We start from the raw sequence: 18,524 nt of genomic DNA, 5'->3' as shown, positions 1-18,524 counted from the left end.
GTGGTCTGGGCAGCTTCGGCGGGTCGATGCGGACCCTCATCAGGGGTTCCGGCTTGCGAGGCCGGGGGGCTCGCTGGGGCAGCCGTAGCTTCGGCGGGTCGATGCGCACCTTCATCAGGGGCTCCGGGCGCTGCTTGCGCGTCACGATCCGCACCTCGCCCTCGCCACATGCATGTCGGGGGTCAGCACCTGCTTCGTCTTCGGCAGCACGATCCGGCCGTCGAAGTCGCAGAGGTAGAAGTTGAACCACGATCCGTACGACGCGGTCCCCGTCAGTGCGTTGAGCTTGTTCGGCAGCCGCTTCAGCACGCCCTCCACGGTCTTCTCGTTGTCGTTCAACGTCCCGGTGAGATCGGTCAGTCGGGCGATGTCGTCCTTCAGCGGCGGCCGCGCGTCCGTCAGCAGCCCCGAGGTGGCGTCCGTCAGATCGCCGATGTTCACCAGCGACTCGCCGATCGGCTTGCGGTCGGCGGACAGTCCGGAGATCACCCGCCGCAGCTGCTTGAGCAGCCCGGAGAAGCGGGTGCCGCGCTTGTCGAGCGTCCCCAGCACGGTGTTGAGGTTGTCGATCACCGAGCCGATCAGCTTGTCGCGGTCGGCGAGCGTCGTGGTGAGCGAAGCGGTGTGCACCAGAAGGCTGTTGACGGTGCCGCCCTCGCCCTGCAGCGTCTTGATGATCTCGGTGGCGAGCTGGTTGACGTCCTGCGGGCTGAGCGCGGCGAACAGCGGCTTGAAGCCGTTCAGCAGGGCGTTGAGGTCCAGCGCGGGCTGCGTGCGCTTCAGCGGGATGGTGGCGCCGGGCCTCAGCCGGGTGCCGTCGCCCACGCCCTCGGTCAGGGCGACGTACCGCTGTCCGACCAGGTTCCGGTAGCGGATGACCGCATGGGTGCTGGTGAGCAGCGGCCGGTCCGCGCCGACGGTGAAGGTGATCTCCGCCAGCGTCCGGTCCTTGATCCGGATGCCCTCGACCTCGCCGACCCGCACCCCGGCGACCCGGATGTCGTCGCCCTTCTCCAGGCCGGTGACATCGCTGAAGACGGCACGGTACGTGCGCTCGGGGGTGAAGGAGACGTTGACGATGGTGGCGGCCAGCAGGGCCGTCGCCGCGATCGTGACCAGCGCGAAGACGCTGAACTTGACGAGGGGAGCCGCGGTCTGCCGGGCCGGGGTGGTCCTCATGCCACACTCACCGCCGTCCCACGCGCCATCGGCCCGAACAGCAGCGTGGCGACCGGCGGCACCTCGTCGGCCGGCACGCCCATCACCGGCGACACCAGCGAGTCGACGGCCCGCTGCTCGGCCCGGGTGGCGGAGACGCCGAGCAGGGACGAACTCCCTTGCTTCGAGCCGTCGTTGAGGTGCGTTCCGGGGGACGGCACCTGCGGGCTGGGCAGATCACGGCAGTTCGGCCCCGAGTGCTCGCCGTATTGCGGCTCCTCGCCGGGCTGGTACGCGCCCTGCTGACGTACGACTTCGAGCGTGATGTGCATCTTGGCGCCCCGGAAGGCCTGATCGGAGGCCTGTTCCTCGTGGACCAGGCCGGCCAGGAGGCACGGGTACTCGGGGGAGTAACGGGCGAAGAGCTCCAGGGTGGGGCGGGAGACGCGGCCGAGGGTGATCAGCCGGTCGCCGTTCGCGTCGAGGAAGTCGTCCGCGGTGTCCGCGACCGTCGCCGTCGTGGTGAGCGCGCTCGCGAGCCGGTCCCGCTCCTCGACCAGCGTGCGGCTGGTGGTGACGGTGTTGCGCAGGATGTCCATCAAGTCGGGGGCCGCATCGCCGTACACCTCCGCGACGTCGGCCAGACGGGCGAAGTCCTCGGTGAGGGAGGGCAGATGGGGATTGAGGCGGTGCAGATAGGCCTCCACGCGTGTGAGGTTGTCGCCGATCCGGTCGCCGCGGCCCTCGAGGGCGGTGGCGAAGGCGGAGAGCGTGGCGTTGAGCTTGCCGGGCTGCACGGTCCGCAGCAGCGGCAGCAGGTCGTTCATCAGCTGCTGCACCTCGATGCCGACGCGGGTGCGGTCCTGGGTGATGACATCGCCGGCGCGGATGGACCGGGCCGAGGTGTGCGCGGGCGCGACCAGGTCGACGTACTTCTCGCCGAACAGCGTCTTCGGCAGCAGGCGTGCCCGCACGTCGGAGGGGATGTCGGCGACGTACTGCGGCTTGAGCGCGATGTCGAGCGTCGCCTTCGTCCCGTCGGCGTGCACCGAACGCACCTCGCCGACCAGCAGGCCGCGCAGCTTGACGTCGGCGCGCGGGTCGAGCTGGTTGCCGAGGCTGTCGGCCTCCAGCTTGATCCGCACGACCGGGGTGAACGCCTGCCGGTACACGGCGACGGACAGCGACAGCAGCAGCGCGAGGACGGCGAGGAACACCACGCCGTACAACCGCAGTCTCAGCACCCTCATACGGCTCACCCCGCAATCCGTACGGTCGTGTTGGCGCCCCAGATCGCGAGCGACAGGAAGAAGTCAAGGACGTTGATCGCCACGATCGAGGTCCGCACCGCGCGGCCCACCGCGACGCCGACGCCCGCCGGGCCGCCGCTCGCGTAGTAGCCGTAGAAGCAGTGCACGAGGATGATCAGGACGGCGAAGACGAGCACCTTGCCGAAGGACCACAGGACGTCGACCGGTGGCAGGTACTGCGAGAAGTAGTGGTCGTAGGTGCCCGCCGACTGGCCGTAGTAGCCGGTGGTGATGGTGCGGGCGGCGAGGTACGAGGACAGCAGACCGATCACGTACAGCGGGATCACGGCGACGAAACCGGCGATCATCCGCGTGGTGACGAGAAACGGCAGCGAGGGCACGCCCATGACCTCCAGGGCGTCGGTCTCCTCGCTGATCCGCATCGCGCCGAGCTGGGCGGTGAAGCCCGCGCCGACCGTCGCGGAGAGCGCGAGTCCGGCCACCAGGGGTGCGATCTCGCGGGTGTTGAAGTACGCCGACAGGAACGCCACGAAGTTGGAGGTGCCTAGCTGGTTGAGCGCGGCGTATCCCTGCAGGCCCACCTCCGTGCCGGTGAAGAACGACAGGAACGCGATGACGCCGACCGTGCCGCCCACGACCGCGAGGGCGCCGCGGCCGAAGCTCACCTCGGCGAGCAGCCGCAGGATCTCCTTCTTGTAGCGCCGAAGGGTGCGGCCCGTCCACGCCAACGAGCGGCCGTAGAAGGAAAGTTGGCGCCCCAGCGCCTCAAGACTGTCGAACAGCGCCATGCCTCAGCCCCTCTGCGGGACGACTTGGAAGTACACCGCGGTCATCACGAAGTTCGTCACGAACAGCAACATGAAGGTGATCACCACCGACTGGTTCACGGCGTCGCCCACACCCTTCGGACCGCCCTTCGCGGTAAGTCCCTTGTACGAGGCGACGATCGCCGCGATCGCCCCGAAGACGAGTGCTTTGATCTCGGCCGCCCACAGGTCGGAGAGCTGCGCGAGCGTGGTGAAGGAGGCGAGGTAGGCGCCCGGAGTGCCGTTCTGCAGAACGACGTTGAAGAAGTAGCCGCCGGCGACGCCGACCACGGACACCAGGCCGTTGAGCAGTACGGCGACGACCATGGACGCGAGCACCCGCGGGACGACCAGCCGGTGGACGGGGTCGATGCCGAGGACCTGCATCGCGTCGATCTCCTCGCGGATCTTCCGTGCCCCGAGGTCCGCGCAGATCGCCGTGCCGCCCGCGCCCGCGATCAGCAGCGCGGTGACGATCGGCGAGGCCTCGCGCAGCACGGCGAGGACCGAGGCGGCGCCCGAGAAGGACTGGGCGCCGAGCTGTCGCGTCAGACTGCCGATCTGCAGCGCGATGACGGCCCCGAAGGGGATGGAGACAAGAGCCGTCGGCAGGATGGTGACGCTCGCGACGAACCATGCCTGCTGGATGAACTCCCTTGCCTGGAACGGCCGTCGGGGCATCGTCCGGACGACGTCCAGCGCCATCGCGAACAGGTTCCCCGACTGCCGCAGTGCTCCGGTCGGTGACAGTCTCATACGTCCGCCACCGCCTTCCGGCGCCGCAACTCCGCTTCCCGTTCCGCGATCGCGTCCCAGCGGGGCGGTCGCAGGATGCCTGGACCCGGCAGCAGGCGGGGAGTCAGAGCCTGGCTGCCGGGAGTCTGTGTGCCGTTGCCCAGTTGGGCCAGCTCCTGCTCGACCTGGGCGGCGTCCTTCTCCTCCGCCATGCCGATCGGGCCCTGCATCCGCCCGTTCAGGAACTGCCGCACGACCGGCTCGTCACTGGTCAGCAGCTCCTCCCGCGGCCCGAACATGACCAGCTCGCGCCGGAACAACAGGCCGATGTTGTCGGGGACTTGGCGGGCGGAGGCGATGTCGTGGGTGACGATCAGGAAGGTCGCGTCGATCTGCGCGTTGAGGTCGACGATGAGCTGGTTGAGATAGGCGACGCGGACGGGATCGAGGCCGGAGTCGGGCTCGTCGAAGAGGATGATCTCGGGATCGAGCACCAGGGCCCGGGCCAGTCCCGCCCGCTTCCGCATCCCGCCGGATATCTCACCGGGCAGCTTCTCCTCGGATCCGATCAACCCGACCATGTCCATCTTCTCCAGCACGATGTGCCGGATCGCGCTCTCGGACTTGCGGGTGTGCTCGCGCAGCGGGAACGCGATGTTGTCGTAGAGATTCATCGAGCCGAACAGTGCGCCGTCCTGGAACAGCACGCCGAACAGCTTCCGCACCTCGTACAGTTCGTGCTCGCGAAGCCTCGTGATGTCCCGCCCCGCGATGCGCACGCTGCCGCGGTCCGGCTTCAGCAGCCCGACGAGCGTCTTGAGGAACACCGACTTGCCCGTGCCGGAGGGGCCGAGCATGACCGAGACCTCCCCGGCGGGCAGCGTCAGCGACACGTCCTGCCAGATGACCTGGTGCCCGAAGGACTTGGTCAGCCCTTCCACACAGATCTCGACACCCATCCGGTCCACCTCTCGGCCCCTGGAGCTGCTCCGACATCTGCTCTACGGGGAGGGGTGGGGGGTCCGTCGCTCGGGAGGGGGATTTTTTTCGGGTGGGTCTGCGGGGCCGAATTGGGGCGGGGTCTGTGGGGGTTCTGTGGGTCGGTTCGGGCGGGGTCTGTGGGGGCGCTGCGGTTCGGTTCGGGCGGGGTTCGTGGGGTGGAGTGGGTGGGTCTGCGGGATCGAGGTGTGTGGCCGGCGATGGATGCGCGAGGGGTTACAGAACCGCTTCGAGGGAGCCCGAGGGAATGGTCGGGTGGCCTGTGGGATCGATTCGGGCGGGGCCTGTGGGGGCGCTGCGGGTCGGTTCGGGCCGCCCGCGAGGCGGAGCGGGAGGGCCGGCGGGATCGATGTGTGCGCTTGCGCGGCGGATACGGGCGGGTCTACGGGGGCCGTTTCGGGCGGGTCTGCAGGTTCGGTCGGGCGGGTCAGCGGGACCGGTTCGGGCGGGCCTGCAGGATCGGTCGGGCGGGCCTGTGGGATCGGTTCGGGCGGGACTGCGGGCCGTTTCGGCCGGCGCTACGGGACCGTTCGGGCGGGCCTGCAGGATCGGTCGGGCGGGTCAGCGGGACCGGTTCGGGCGGGCCTGTGGGATCGGTTCGGGCGGGACTGCGGGCCGTTTCGGCCGGCGCTACGGGACCGTTCGGGTCGCGCCCCACCATGTGGTGTAGCCGCGATAAAGGCGAAGACGCAGGTCGCGCACACCATCGGTCGGCTCGGTACCCGCAACCCCTGACTCACCATCAGATAGAGGTCGTAGTCGCCGCCACCGGCGCGGAGGTCCACAGCCCTGGCCTTGGCGAACGCCGCATTCACCATCGGCGACGCCGAGCCGCAAGCATCTTTGATTGATGCGCCGTCAGGTCTCGGCGGTCGGCGGGCGTTGAACCCGGCCCGCGACCTGGGCTTTCGCCGCGATCGGCGCTACACCACTCGGCGGGACACCATCACCGTTCGGGCGGGCCTGCAGGATCGGTCGGGCGGGTCAGCGGGACCGGTTCCGGCGCGCCTGTGCGATCGATTCGCACGGGACTGCGGGCCGTTTCGGCCGGCGCTACAGGACCGTTCGGGCGGGCCTGTGCGATCGTTCGGACAGGACTGCGGGGCCGTTTCGGGCGGGCAGCGGGACCGGTTCGGGCGGGCCTGTGGGGCCGTTTCGGGCGGGTCTACGGGACCGACGGGACCGTGCTCAGGGTGGGGGTCGGCAGCGAGGTGGACGGTGCCGCGGGGGTGGGGACGGTGGACTCGACCGGCGTGGTGGGCAGGTCGGGGAGATTCGTCACCTTCGGTAGTCCGGACACCGTGGGCACGCTGGGTACCCCCGGCACCTTCGGGACCGTCGGCGCCGAGACCTCCGGCAGAGGCGGGACCGACAACGGCACCACCGGCGTTCCGTCGCCGGGCGGCCCGGCCGCCGGGGGAGTGGCCGACGTGGCCGAGGGGGCCGGTGACCGCCGCGCCTGACTCGTGCCGGTGCTGTCGGTCCGCAGGGCCCCCGCGCCGGGAGCCACCGACGGATGCGGAGCCGTCGTGGTGCCGCCGCCCCCGTCCAGTGCGTACGGCAGCACGAACCCCGCCACCGCCAGCGTCGCCGCCGTAGACGCGACCGCCACGGCCTGCGCCTTGCCGCCGGCCTTGAGGCGCCCGCGGCCGAGCAGGAACAGAAGGAACCCGAGCGTGGCCGCCAGGGAGTTGCGCAGGGTTCGCCGGGCCCGGGCCAGCAGCGACTCGACCGTGCGGTAGCTGAGCCCCATCTTCACCGCGACCTGGCCGACGTCCAGGTCCTCGGACTTCAGCCACAGTGCCTCCGCCTGCCGTGCGGGCAGCTCACCGCTGCGCACCGCCAGCCACTTCGCCTCCGCCCTGTCGCACACCGCCTCCTCCACCGGCACCGGACCGGGCGCGATCAGCGTCGGGCTGACGTGGACCTCGGCCTCACGGTTGACCTGCCGGTACCGGTCGACGCACAACCGCATCGTCACCGTCGTCAGCCACGCACCGAGCCGCTCGTCGTCCAGATTCGGCCGCTCCGCCGCACGCAGCATCGCCTCGTGCACGGCGTCCTCGGCGTCCTCCTGGCTCATCGACCTGCGCCGGGCCACCTTGAGCAACTGCTCGCGGTGGCTCCACATCCGCTGCCAACGCTCGTCGGCGGCATCCATCTCCGCAGGCATCTCCGTCGCCATGAGGGCCCCTTCGCGCTCACCCGCCGGTGTCCCGGTCCGGCGGGTGGCGACATTACCGCCGGGTAGCCGCGGTTGTGGAGGGGGAGGAGGCCATCGAGTCCGCGCCGTTACTGGTCAGAGGCCGGTGCTGGGGAGCACGTCACCGACGGGGAGGTCGATGCTCGGGGTGGGTACGGGGGCGACCGGTTCCGCCGTACTCCCGCTCGCCGGGCGGGAGTTGGAGGGGGTCGGCGAGACCGGGGCGGAGGGGGCCGGGGCCGGGGAGGGCGTGGCGCTCGGGCGAGGGGACGGTTTCGGCTTCGAGGCCGGCTTCGGCCGTGAGGGCTCGGGGCGCGTCGAGGACCGTACCGCCGGATCCGCCGGACCCGTCGAACCGTCCGGCACCACCCGATGCCCCTCCATGAAGTACGCGTACCAGGCCCGCACCGTCCGCAGATACGCCGCCGAGTGGTTGTAGCCGAGGATCGCCCGGTCCAGCCCGGCGGCCTCGGACAGGTCCCGCCCGGCCGCGCACAGATACCGCCCCGCAGCGAGCGCCGCGTCGAAGACGTTGTCGGGGTCGGACCGCCCGTCGCCGTTCCCGTCCGCACCCCACCGCGCCCACGTCGACGGGATGAACTGCATCGGCCCCACCGCCCGGTCGTACACCGCGTCCCCGTCGTACGCACCACCGTCCGTGTCCCGTACGACGGCGAAGGCGCCGCCGTCCAGCCGCGGACCCAGGATCGGCGTCACCGTCGTACCGTCCGAGGTCACCCGCCCGCCGCCCGCCTGCCCCGACTCCACCTGGCCGATGGCGGCCAGCAGCTGCCAGCGCAGTCCGCAGCCGGGCGCGGTGCGGGCGAGCTCGGCCTCGGCGTGCCGGTAGGCCGCGAAGACGGTGGCGGGCACCGCGCCGCCGGTCACCGATGCCGTGCCCGTTCCCGCATGCGTGCCCTTGTGCCTGCGGGTGAGCGGCGGAAGATCCGTGCGGTACGGAGCGTCACCGGACACGCTCGGCCCGTGCTCCGCGGTCTCCCGAGCCGGCACGGCGGCCCGCGCCTCGGTCGTCCCCGGTGCCTGCGACGCGGTCAGCGCCGCCATCGCCGCCGCCGCGACCGCCGTACCTCTGACACGTCCGACCCTCTGCCCTGCCACGTCCCGATCCCCTCCCTGTGAGCTGCTCTCGACTGCTCTACGGGGACGGGCGGCACGTCCGTCGGTGTGCCTACCCTGAAGAGGTGGCCCGGTCCAACGACGAGGTCGCCGCGCTGCTCCAGGAGTACGCGGACCTGATCTCGATCACCGGAGGAGACGCGTTCAAGGTACGCGTCTACGAGAAGGCTGCCCGGTCGGTCGGCGGCCACCACGCCGACGTCTCCACGCTCGACCTCAAGGGCCTCCAGCAGATCCCGAACGTCGGGAAGTCGATCGCCCAGAAGGTCCTCGAGTACTTCGACAACGGCAGCGTCTCCGCCGTCGAGGAGCTGCGCGCGAAGATCCCCGCCGGGGTCCGACGCCTCACGGCCATCCCCACGCTCGGCCCGAAGAAGGCCCTGACCGTGTACGAGGAGCTGGGCATCTCCTCGGTCGACGAACTCGCTGACGCCATCCACGAGGAACGGCTGCGCGACCTGAAGGGCTTCGGGCCGAAGACCGAGGAGAACATCCTCCACGGCATCGAACTCCTGCAGTCCTCCGGCGGCCGCGTCCAGCTCGACGTCGCGATGGACCTCGCCGACGACATCGTGGCCGCGCTGTCCGCGGTGAAGGGCTGCCTGCGGTGCGCGTACGCCGGGTCGCTGCGCCGGGTGCGCGAGACGATCGGCGACATCGACATCCTCGCCGCGGCCAGGAAGTCGGCGCCGATCATGCAGGCGTTCACCGAGCTGCCGTACGTCACCGAGGTCATCGGAACGGGCGAGAAGAAGACGTCCGTGCGCACCAGCAAGGGCCTCAACGTCGACCTGCGTGTCGTACCGCCGGACTCCTGGGGCGCGGCCCTGCAGTACTTCACCGGCTCCAAGGCCCACAACATCCGCACCCGTGAGCGGGCCGTGCACCACAAGCTCAAGCTCTCCGAGTACGGGCTCTTCGACGTCGAGAGCGGCGAGAAGATCGTCTCCGAGACCGAGGAGGAGGTGTACGCCCGCCTCGGCCTGCCCTGGATCCCGCCCACCCTCCGCGAGGACCGCGGGGAGATCGAGGCCGGGCTGCGCGACGAGCTGCCCGACCTGGTGACCGAGGCCGACCTGCGGGGCGATCTGCACACCCACACCGACCTCACCGACGGGCTCGCCACGCTGGAGGAGATGGCCGAGGCGGCCGCCGCGCGCGGGTACGCCTACTACGCGATCACCGACCACGCGCCGGACATGGCCATGCAGCGCATGACGGACGAGCGGATGCTCGCCCAGCGCGAGCGCGTACGCGAGCTCGACGGGAGCTACGCCACCCGCGGCAGGCGCGGCGGCCTGCGGCTGCTGCACGGGACCGAGCTGAACATCGGCCCCGACGGCGAGGTGGACTGGCCCAAGGAGTTCCTGGCCGGCTTCGACCTGTGCGTGGCCTCGGTGCACTCGCACTTCAACCAGGACCGCGAGGCGCTGACCAGGCGCATCGTGCGGGCCTGCGAGAACCCGTACGTCAACGTCATCGGCCACCCCACCACCCGCATCATCGGCAAGCGGCCCGGCATCGACGCCGACCTGGACGCGGTCTTCGCCGCCTGCGCCCGCACCGGCACCGCCCTGGAGATCAACGCCCACCCGGACCGCCTCGACCTGCGCGACGAGGACATCCTGCGGGCCCGGCGGCACGGCGTCCGGTTCGCCGTGAACAGCGACGCCCACGCCGTCCCCCACCTGGCCAACATGCGCTACGGCATCGGCACCGCCCAGCGCGGCTGGCTCACCGGCGACGACGTGATCAACACCTGGCCGGAGCGGCGGCTGCGGACCTTCTTGCGCAAAGGACGGCAGACACAGCCGTGACCGCGAGGCCAGGCCTGACCGGGAGGCGAAGCCGTAATCCACAGGGCCGCCCGAAAATGCGTACAGGGCGTTAGGTTGAGCGCGTGCGATTGAGAGTGGAGTTCACGACCGAGCCCTTCGACCTCGACGAGGCACCCGCGCACGCGCTGGTCGCCCGCGAGGTCGTCGAGGCGGCCGAACTGGACGCGGTGGACGTCGGCCCGTTCGGCAACACGGCGGAGGGCGGCGCCGACGCCGTGCTCACCGCCGTGGACGCCCTGCTGCGCAAGAGCCTGGAGGCCGGCGCCACCCGGATCTCGCTGCAGGTCAACGTGATCGGGGAGGGCCAGGAGTGACCGGCACCGGCGACGAGCCCTTCATCACGGCCGTGAAACCGCTGGTCGACGCCATGGGCGGCGAGATGCTCCCGCCCGACGAGGCCGGCCCCGACGACGTCGTGCTCTCCTGGGAGGGCGTCGACGCGGTCGCCGTACGCCTGCCGCAGCTCGCGGACTCCCTCGACCACATCCTGGCCGCCATGGAGCGCAAGCAGGGCAAGCCGCTGGCCGAGCTCGACCGCAAGTCCAAGCAGGAGGTCGTACGGATACTCGAGGCGCGTGGCGCCTTCTCCGTACGGCACGGCGTGGAGACCGTGGCCGGCGCGCTCGGCGTCAGCCGCTTCACCGTCTACAACTACCTGAACCGTGAGAAGGACAGCTGAGCGCTTCCGGGTTTGTTACCCCGAATTTTCAACAAAGTGTTGACGTGACGTTGCGTCGAGGCGTTAGCTAACCGCAGCCCGTTCAGCACGAAGGCCCTTCGCGGCCACGGAGGCACCCGTGACTTCGACTTCCACGCCCCCGGGCCTGGCCCGGTTCAACGTTCTGGAGGAGCACGCGGCCTTCGCCGCCCTCCACGAGGCGTGCGCCGCCACGGCCTGGGCGAAGCGGCTGCTCGCCGCCCGCCCGTACGCCACCGTGGACGACCTCTACGCGACCAGCGACGCCGCCATGGCCGAGCTGAGTGCCGAGGACCTGGCGGAGGCGATGGCCGGGCACCCGCCGATCGGCCGCCCCAAGCCGGGCGACCCGACCTCGGCGCGGGAGCAGCGCGGCATGGCCGGCGCCTCCGAGGAGCTCAAGGCGGAGATGCTCGAACTGAACCTGGCGTACCAGGACAGGTTCGGCCATGTCTTCCTCATCTGCGCCACCGGCCGGACCGGCGAGCAGATGCGCGACGCGGTCAAGGAGCGGATCGGGAACTCGCCGGAGCAGGAGCGGGAGATCGTCCGCACCGAGCTGGGCATGATCAACCGCATCCGACTGGCCCGACTCGTCGAAGAAGACTGAAGAGGAAGCCTGATCATGAGTACGAGCACCACCGCATCGGTGTCCACGCACATCCTGGACACCAGCATCGGCCGCCCCGCCGAGGGCGTCGCCATCGAGCTCTCCGCCCGTAGCGGGCGGGATGCCGTGTGGCAGGCGCTCGGCGATTCCGCGACCGACGCGGACGGGCGGTGCAAGGACCTGCCGGCCCTGCCGGAAGGGACGACACACGTACGGCTCGACTTCGCGGTGGAGCCGTACTTCGAGAAGAAGCAAGCCGATGCGCAGCAGGACGCCCCCGCGAATCGGGACAGCGGTGCGTTCTTTCCAGAGGTAGCGATCACCTTCGCCGTCAAGCCCGGCGAGCACTACCACGTACCGCTGCTGCTCAACCCGTTCGGCTACTCCGTATACCGAGGGAGCTAGCAGACACATGCCCACGATCCTGGGACAGAACCAGTACGGCAAGGCCGAGAACCGAGTCGTAAAGATCACGCGGGACGGCGCCACCCACCACATCAAGGACCTGAACGTATCCGTGGCGCTGAGCGGCGACATGGACGAGGTCCACTACTCCGGCTCCAACGCCAACGTCCTGCCGACCGACACCACCAAGAACACGGTGTACGCGTTCGCCAAGGAGCACGGCATCGAGTCGGCCGAGCAGTTCGGCATCCATCTCGCGCGGCACTTCGTGACCTCGCAGGAGCCGATCAAGACCGCCCGGATCCGCATCGAGGAGTACGCCTGGGAGCGGATCGACGCCTCCGACGCCAACTCGCAGTTCATCGGCGCGGACGAGGTCAAGCACTCCTTCGTGCGCAAGGGCCAGGAGACCCGGCTCACGCAGATCACCTACGACGGTTCGTCGTGGGAGGTCGTCTCCGGCCTGAAGGACCTCGTCGTGATGAACTCGACGAACTCCGAGTTCTGGGGCTACGTCAAGGACAAGTACACGACGCTCCAGGAGGCGTACGACCGCATCCTGGCCACCCAGGTCTCGGCCCGCTGGCGGTTCAACTGGACCGACGACGAGCAGCGGATGCCCAACTGGGAGAAGTCCTACGAGCAGACCAGGAAGCACATGCTCCAGGCCTTCGCCGAGACGTACTCGCTCTCGCTCCAGCAGACCCTGTACCAAATGGGTTCGCGGATCATCAACAACCGCAGTGAGATCGACGAGGTCCGCTTCTCGCTGCCGAACAAGCACCACTTCCTCGTCGACCTGGAGCCCTTCGGGCTGAAGAACGACAACGAGGTGTACTTCGCCGCCGACCGGCCGTACGGCCTGATCGAGGCGACCATCCTGCGGGACGGCTGCGAGCCGAAGATCCCCGTGGACCTGACGAACCTGTAGTAGTTCCTTCTCGGCACCCGCGGCCGGCGGGTCTCCTCGCCGGCCGCGGCACTCAAATTCCCCAGGGTCCTGCCGTGCCCTCACCACAAAGTCCATTGAGCGAAAAGGACGAATCATGGCAGCAGCCCAGCGCATCGTCATCGAGAACTGTTCGATCGCGACGGTCGACGCCAACGACACCGAGTACGCAAGCGGCTACGTCGTCATCGCAGGCAACCGCATCGAGTCGCTCGGCGCTGGCAGGGCCCCGGAGGGCCTGGAGAACGTCGTACGCCGCATCGACGCCTCCGGCCATCTGGTGACCCCCGGCCTGGTCAACACCCACCACCACTTCTACCAGTGGATCACCCGGGGTCTGGCCACGGACCACAACCTCTTCAACTGGCTCGTCGCGCTGTACCCGACGTGGGCGCGCATCGACGAGCAGATGTGCTACTCGGCGGCCCAGGGCTCGCTGGGGATGATGGCCCGCGGCGGCGTGACCACCGCGATGGACCACCACTACGTCTTCCCGAAGGGCTCCGGCGACCTGTCCGGCGCCATCATCCGAGCCGCCCGCGAGATGGGCGTCCGCTTCACCCTCGCCCGCGGCTCCATGGACCGCAGCGAGAAGGACGGCGGACTGCCCCCGGACTTCGCCGTCGAGACCCTCGAGGGCGCCCTCGCCGCGACCGAGGCGACCGTCAAGGAGCACCACGACGCCTCCTTCGACGCCATGACCCAGGTGGCCGTGGCCCCCTGCTCGCCCTTCTCCGTCTCCACCGAACTGCTGCGTGAGGGCGCCGAGTTGGCCCGCCGCCTCGGGGTGCGCCTGCACACGCACGGCTCCGAAACGGTCGAGGAGGAGCAGTTCTGCAAGGAGCTGTTCGGCATGGGCCCGACCGACTACTTCGAGTCCACCGGCTGGCTCGGCGAGGACGTGTGGATGGCGCACTGCGTCCACATGAACGACTCCGACATCGCCGCCTTCGCCCGTACGAAGACGGGTGTCGCCCACTGCCCGTCCTCCAACGCCCGTCTCGCGGCCGGCATCGCCCGTGTCCCCGACATGCTGGCGGCCGGCGTCCCGGTCGGCCTCGGCGTCGACGGCACCGCCTCCAACGAGTCCGGCGAGCTGCACACCGAGCTGCGCAACGCCCTGCTCATCAACCGTCTCGGCGCCCACCGCGAGGCCGCCCTGAACGCGCGCCAGGCGCTGCGCCTCGGCACGTACGGCGGCGCCCAAGTCCTGGGCCGCGCACGCGAGATCGGCTCCCTGGAGCCCGGCAAGCTCGCCGACCTGGTGCTGTGGAAGCTGGACACCCTCGCCCACGCCTCCATCGCCGACCCGGTCACCGCGCTGGTCTTCGGTGCGGCGGCCCCGGTCACCGCCTCCTTCGTGAACGGCCGTCAGATCGTCGAGGCGGGCCGCCTGCTGCACGTCGACGAGGACGCCATCGCCCGCTCCACGCGGGACGAGGCCCAGCGCCTGGCGCGGATCGCCGCGCAGGGCTGAGCACCGTACTCCCTTGTGACGTACGGCAATTGAAGATCTCCGGTCGAGGGGGACGGCCCTCGACCGGTGGCCGTGGACCCGAGCGGGGTCCATGGCGGCCGTCTCCGGGGCGTGCGCCCGACGCGTGCGCCCCGGAACGGTCTCCGACGCCCTTTTTGTGGGGCTCCGTCCCCCCGGTCCCGCACGACCGCGCACCACCTCCAAGAAACCCACGTCAGAGCCGACGTGTTAGCTGACCCGGAGGAACCGCCGTGACCGCCCACCCCGTTGACGAAAAACTCCCCGCACTCAAAATGGCCACCACGGGTCTGCAACACGTGGCCGCCATGTACGCGGGAGTCGTCGCCCCGCCACTGATCGTCGGGGCGGCCATCGGCCTCTCCGGCACCGAACTGACCTTCCTCACCGGAGCCTGCCTCTTCACCGCGGGCCTCGCCACCTTCCTCCAGACGCTCGGCATCTGGAAGATCGGCGCCCGCCTCCCCTTCGTCAACGGCGTGACCTTCGCGGGCGTCGCCCCCATGGCCGCGGTCGTCGCCTCCACCAAGGACAAGTCCGACGCGCTGCCGATCATCTTCGGCGCGGTGATCGTGGCCGGCCTTCTCGGTTTCATAGCCGCCCCCTTCTTCAGCAAGGCGGTCCGCTTCTTCCCGCCGGTGGTCACCGGTACGGTCATCACGCTGATCGGCGTGTCCCTGCTGCCCGTCGCCTTCGGCTGGGCGCAGGGGCCCAATCCGGCCGCGGACGACTACGGTTCGACCACTTATCTGGGCCTGGCGGCCGCAACTCTCGTGATCGTGCTGGTGCTTCGCCGCTTCACCCGCGGCTTTGTCAAGCAGATCGCCGTCCTGCTCGGCCTGGTGGCCGGCACATTGGTCGCGATCCCCTTCGGTGTCACGGATTTCAGCCCGGTCGCGGACGCGGACGTCGTCGGTTTCCCGACGCCCTTCCATTTCGGGGCGCCTCAGTTCCAACTCGCCGCGATCCTGTCGATGATCGTGGTGATGGTGGTCTCGATGACCGAGTCGACCGCGGACATGCTGGCGCTGGGCGAGATCGTCGAGCGTCCGGCAGACCAGAGGACCATCGCGGCGGGCCTGCGCGCAGACACCCTCGGCTCGGCGATCAGCCCCCTCTTCAACGGCTTCATGTGCAGCGCCTTCGCACAGAACATCGGCCTGGTCGCGATGACGAAGATCCGCAGCAGGTACGTCGTCGCCACCGGCGGCGCCTTCCTGGTGCTGATGGGCATGTGCCCGATGGCGGCCTCGCTCATTGCCGTCGTACCACGTCCGGTGCTCGGCGGCGCGGGCGTGGTCCTCTTCGGTTCGGTCGCGGCGAGCGGCATCCAGACCCTGGTCAAGGCGGGCCTGGAGAAGGACAACAACGTCCTGATCGTGGCCGTCTCGCTGGCCGTCGGCATCATCCCGATCACGGCGCCGGAGTTCTATCACGCGTTCCCGGAGACCGCGAAGATCGTCCTGGACTCGGGCATCTCGACGGGCTGTGTGACCGCGGTGGCGCTGAACCTGGTCTTCAACCACCTCGGCAGGGGCAGGGACGCACAGGACGTCACCCATCCCATGGAGGCCGTCCCCGCTCAGTCGATCTCGTAACTGTCCCCGTACACCTTCCACTTCAGCGGAGTGTCGAGGTCGAGATTGCCCGCGGCGAGGAACACTCGCTGGGCCGTCTCGACCCGGCTGACGTCGCTGTGGGCGGTCTCCTGCTTCATCGCCCATGGACGCGGTCCCGCTCGTCGCGCTGGGCCCTGCGGAACGTGGCCGTCCTGGCGGCGCTCCGCCAGGCGGCGGGGAAGCCGGGGTCCAGCCCCTCGTGGCTGTCGGTGCCGTCGACCGCCCGCAGCGCGGGCAGACAGGCGGCCGCTCCGTGTACAGCTCGACGAGAGCAAGCACCTCGATGTAATGCGGCGAGCAGGGTGCGGCGGGCGGCTTTTCTGTGCAGGATCGGCACGTCATCTCCAATGCGGGCGCTGTGAACGGCAGTCGAGACTCGCGCGCCAACTTGGGAAAGCCGTGCGGTGCCGGTAGGAAGTCACTGTGAGTCGACCGGTGCGTCACGGCGTGAGCCGACGGGGGAGTACGTCATGAACGAGTCGGGCCGTGTCGAGGCCTTCAGCGACGGTGTGTTCGCCATCGCCATCACTCTGCTCATCCTGGAGATCAAGGTCCCCGAGGTGGGCGAACACGGCGGTCTGTGGCACGCGCTCGGCGCGCAATGGCCGTCGTACGCCGCCTATGTGGTGAGCTTCCTGGTCATCGGCATCATGTGGATCAACCACCACCAGGTGTTCAGCTATGTCGCCCGGATCGACCGGACGCTGATGTTCCTGAACCTGCTCGTCCTGATGGTGGTGGCCGCGGTGCCCTGGCCGACCGCGGTGCTCGCCGAGTACCTGCGCGAGGACGAGGCCTCGCACGTGGCGGCCGCGGTCTACAGCCTGGTCATGGTCGTGATGGCGCTCACCTTCCAGGCCCTGTGGTGGCACCTGACCCGCACCGGCCACCTCTTCGACGCCCGCGTCGACGTCCCGGCGGCGCGGGCGACCCGCGCCCGCTTCGCGCTGGGCTCCCTGGCGTACCCGGTGACGGTGGGCCTCGCCTTCGTCTCGGCCCCGCTCACCCTGGCCGCCCACGGTCTGATCGCCCTGTACTACGCCTTCAATCAGGTACCGGTGCCGACGCGTGAGGCCCCGGCCAGTTCATGAGGTTGGCGAGCAACTCCGCCTGCTCGATCGCGTCGTCGAGGGCGTGGTGGGTGTGGCGGCGGCTCGACAGCAGGTGGCGCGGCATGGTGCCCTTGGCGACCGACCGCAGCGGCAGCCCCGCCTTCGTCGCGTACAGCGTCTTCATGTCCAGACAGCCCGAGTGCCCGAAGGGGCTCGCGCCGGTGAAGCGGATCAGATACCAGTACAGGAACGTCCAGTCGTACGAGGCCGGGTAGCCGCACATCACGGGCTGCGCCCCGGAGCCGACCTCCCGCACCCAGTCGGCGAACTCGGCGAGCGCGACGGCCGGTTCGGCACCCTCGGTCCTCAGCCGCTCCCGGTCGAGCCCGCTGACCGCGAGCGCCTCGGGCACGAACTCGTCGCTGATCGGCCGGAGTTCGCGGTAGAAGGTCTGCCGCTCGGGATCGGCGCCGGTGAATCCGTCGGCGTCCTGCGTCCCGGCGACCGCGGCGCCGAGGCTCAGCATCGAGTACGGCCCCGGGATGGGACCGTCGGCCTCGATGTCGACGGAGATGTAGCGGCTGGGTCTGATGCGTCGTGTTCTTTCGGCCATGAGGGTGGAGCATCGCAGGTGGGCGGGGTGGCCCGCATCCGGAATTCCGTCCCGGCGGACGGGACTCAGCTCCGGCGGATCGCCTGGCAGGGCGTCGCCTGCGGCAGGCGGCCCGTGAAGTACGAGCGGGGCGGTACGCCCATCAGGGTGCGGAAGTCGGTCGTCATGTGGGACTGGTCGTAGTAGCCGGTGGTCGCGGCCAGTTCGGCCCAGGGGCGGGTCGCGGCATGGTCCAGCACCGTGCGGACGCGGTTGATCCGGGCGTAGTGCTTGGGGGAGAGGCCGACGCCCTCGGCGAACAGGTTGCGCAACTGCCGCTCGCTGACGGCGAGTTCGCGGGCGACGTCGCCCACCTGGGCGGGTGCGCGGCCGGTGCGGACCGACATGGCGTCGACGCCCGCCCGCACCAGCTCGGTGCGTGAAGGGTCCGCAGCGGCCGCGAGCAGCTCGGGGAGTACGTCCGTGAGATGGGCGAGGGCCTCCTCGGGCTCCAACCGCCGCAGCGCATCGGCCAGTTGGCGGGCGGACGGGGCCGGAAGCTCGCCCAGCTGCACCGCACGGCCGACGAGGTCGACGGCCGGAACGCCGAGCAGCGGGCGGACGGTGCCGGGCGCCAGCCGCAGCTCCACGCAGGACGCGCGGCGCTTGCCCCGGTGGTAGGAGGCGCGGGCGCGCGGGCCGACGACCAGGGCGCTGCGGACGCCGTGTGCCCCGGTGCGGACGACCACCTTGGTGGCGGCCTCCGGGAGATGGACGAAGGGCTCCGACGGCAGGTCACCGACCCACACGGACCCGATGCTCGCGATCCACGGGCGCAGCAGCTCGGGCGTGGGCAGGACCTCACGGGACACGGCGTTCGTCACCTCTCCACGGTAAGCGCGCCGCACGGCCGCCCGGGCCGCCGAACCGTGCCGGAATTTCCAAGAGTTCCGGGCCC

Annotated in this window: 18 protein-coding genes and 1 pseudogene; 9 read left to right on the top strand and 10 right to left on the bottom strand. The window is 70.0% G+C overall.

Annotated elements, in window-relative coordinates; all coding sequences use genetic code 11:
• Window positions 1–141: 141 nt before the first annotated feature.
• The 7 genes from ACFY1L_RS06200 to ACFY1L_RS06170 form a co-directional block, all read right to left on the bottom strand.
• Window positions 142–1,179, bottom strand: coding sequence for an MCE family protein (locus ACFY1L_RS06200; RefSeq protein ID WP_388818801.1), 1,038 nt, complete (start codon window positions 1,177–1,179; stop codon window positions 142–144).
• Window positions 1,176–2,408 carry an MCE family protein gene (locus tag ACFY1L_RS06195; RefSeq protein ID WP_388818798.1) on the bottom strand — a complete coding sequence of 411 codons (1,233 nt, stop codon included), beginning with the start codon at window positions 2,406–2,408 and terminating at the stop codon, window positions 1,176–1,178. Before ACFY1L_RS06195 ends, ACFY1L_RS06200 begins: the two co-directional genes overlap by 4 nt.
• Window positions 2,409–2,413: 5 nt before the next feature.
• Complete coding sequence (locus tag ACFY1L_RS06190; protein ID WP_142146582.1) at window positions 2,414–3,217, bottom strand: ABC transporter permease; 804 nt, start codon at window positions 3,215–3,217, stop codon at window positions 2,414–2,416.
• A gap of 3 nt (window positions 3,218–3,220) precedes the next feature.
• Window positions 3,221–3,991, bottom strand: a complete 771-nt coding sequence (locus tag ACFY1L_RS06185) for an ABC transporter permease (RefSeq protein ID WP_142146584.1) — start codon at window positions 3,989–3,991, stop codon at window positions 3,221–3,223.
• Window positions 3,988–4,929, bottom strand: a complete 942-nt coding sequence (locus ACFY1L_RS06180; protein WP_388818793.1) for an ABC transporter ATP-binding protein — start codon at window positions 4,927–4,929, stop codon at window positions 3,988–3,990. The genes ACFY1L_RS06185 and ACFY1L_RS06180 overlap by 4 nt, the downstream gene beginning before the upstream one ends.
• A 1,205-nt stretch (window positions 4,930–6,134) precedes the next feature.
• Complete coding sequence (locus ACFY1L_RS06175) at window positions 6,135–7,154, bottom strand: sigma-70 family RNA polymerase sigma factor (RefSeq protein WP_388818790.1); 1,020 nt, start codon at window positions 7,152–7,154, stop codon at window positions 6,135–6,137.
• Between the two features lie 114 nt (window positions 7,155–7,268).
• A complete protein-coding gene (locus ACFY1L_RS06170; RefSeq protein ID WP_388818787.1) occupies window positions 7,269–8,291 on the bottom strand; it encodes a lytic transglycosylase domain-containing protein in 1,023 nt (340 codons plus the stop codon).
• 83 nt (window positions 8,292–8,374) lie between these two features.
• On the opposite strand from ACFY1L_RS06170, the gene polX reads away from it, so the two are divergent.
• The 8 genes from polX (at window position 8,375) to ACFY1L_RS06130 (ending at window position 15,901) form a co-directional block, all read left to right on the top strand.
• Complete coding sequence (polX, locus tag ACFY1L_RS06165; protein WP_388818784.1) at window positions 8,375–10,126, top strand: DNA polymerase/3'-5' exonuclease PolX; 1,752 nt, start codon at window positions 8,375–8,377, stop codon at window positions 10,124–10,126.
• A gap of 83 nt (window positions 10,127–10,209) precedes the next feature.
• Window positions 10,210–10,461 carry a hypothetical protein gene (locus ACFY1L_RS06160; RefSeq protein WP_361264039.1) on the top strand — a complete coding sequence of 84 codons (252 nt, stop codon included), beginning with the start codon at window positions 10,210–10,212 and terminating at the stop codon, window positions 10,459–10,461.
• Complete coding sequence (locus ACFY1L_RS06155; RefSeq protein ID WP_361264036.1) at window positions 10,458–10,826, top strand: helix-turn-helix domain-containing protein; 369 nt, start codon at window positions 10,458–10,460, stop codon at window positions 10,824–10,826. Before ACFY1L_RS06160 ends, ACFY1L_RS06155 begins: the two co-directional genes overlap by 4 nt.
• A gap of 118 nt (window positions 10,827–10,944) precedes the next feature.
• Window positions 10,945–11,454 carry a 2-oxo-4-hydroxy-4-carboxy-5-ureidoimidazoline decarboxylase gene (gene uraD / locus ACFY1L_RS06150; RefSeq protein WP_388818780.1) on the top strand — a complete coding sequence of 170 codons (510 nt, stop codon included), beginning with the start codon at window positions 10,945–10,947 and terminating at the stop codon, window positions 11,452–11,454.
• 15 nt (window positions 11,455–11,469) lie between these two features.
• Window positions 11,470–11,859, top strand: a complete 390-nt coding sequence (gene uraH / locus ACFY1L_RS06145) for a hydroxyisourate hydrolase (protein WP_388818777.1) — start codon at window positions 11,470–11,472, stop codon at window positions 11,857–11,859.
• Window positions 11,860–11,866: 7 nt separating this feature from the next.
• On the top strand, window positions 11,867–12,790 hold the full coding sequence (pucL, locus tag ACFY1L_RS06140) for a factor-independent urate hydroxylase (protein WP_388818774.1): 924 nt from the start codon (window positions 11,867–11,869) through the stop codon (window positions 12,788–12,790).
• 115 nt (window positions 12,791–12,905) lie between these two features.
• A complete protein-coding gene (locus ACFY1L_RS06135) occupies window positions 12,906–14,285 on the top strand; it encodes an 8-oxoguanine deaminase (protein WP_388818771.1) in 1,380 nt (459 codons plus the stop codon).
• Window positions 14,286–14,536: 251 nt separating this feature from the next.
• Window positions 14,537–15,901 carry a nucleobase:cation symporter-2 family protein gene (locus tag ACFY1L_RS06130; protein ID WP_388818768.1) on the top strand — a complete coding sequence of 455 codons (1,365 nt, stop codon included), beginning with the start codon at window positions 14,537–14,539 and terminating at the stop codon, window positions 15,899–15,901.
• Here the strand turns inward: ACFY1L_RS06130 and ACFY1L_RS06125 are convergent.
• Window positions 15,886–16,204: pseudogene (locus ACFY1L_RS06125) on the bottom strand (chitosanase); the annotation flags it as partial. The gene ACFY1L_RS06130 and the pseudogene ACFY1L_RS06125 overlap by 16 nt on opposite strands.
• A 188-nt stretch (window positions 16,205–16,392) precedes the next feature.
• Between ACFY1L_RS06125 and ACFY1L_RS06120 the strand changes: the two are divergent.
• On the top strand, window positions 16,393–17,013 hold the full coding sequence (locus ACFY1L_RS06120) for a TMEM175 family protein (RefSeq protein ID WP_388818765.1): 621 nt from the start codon (window positions 16,393–16,395) through the stop codon (window positions 17,011–17,013).
• Here the strand turns inward: ACFY1L_RS06120 and ACFY1L_RS06115 are convergent.
• Both ACFY1L_RS06115 and ACFY1L_RS06110 read right to left on the bottom strand, forming a co-directional pair.
• Window positions 16,967–17,587, bottom strand: a complete 621-nt coding sequence (locus tag ACFY1L_RS06115; protein WP_388818762.1) for a 3'-5' exoribonuclease domain-containing protein — start codon at window positions 17,585–17,587, stop codon at window positions 16,967–16,969. The genes ACFY1L_RS06120 and ACFY1L_RS06115 overlap by 47 nt on opposite strands.
• Before the next feature lie 65 nt (window positions 17,588–17,652).
• Complete coding sequence (locus ACFY1L_RS06110; RefSeq protein ID WP_388818759.1) at window positions 17,653–18,450, bottom strand: helix-turn-helix domain-containing protein; 798 nt, start codon at window positions 18,448–18,450, stop codon at window positions 17,653–17,655.
• Window positions 18,451–18,524 lie beyond the last annotated feature (74 nt).

This window comes from Streptomyces sp. NPDC001663, assembly GCF_042893105.1.
Lineage (GTDB): Bacteria > Actinomycetota > Actinomycetes > Streptomycetales > Streptomycetaceae > Streptomyces.
This window is presented reverse-complemented; position numbering and strand designations above follow the sequence as displayed.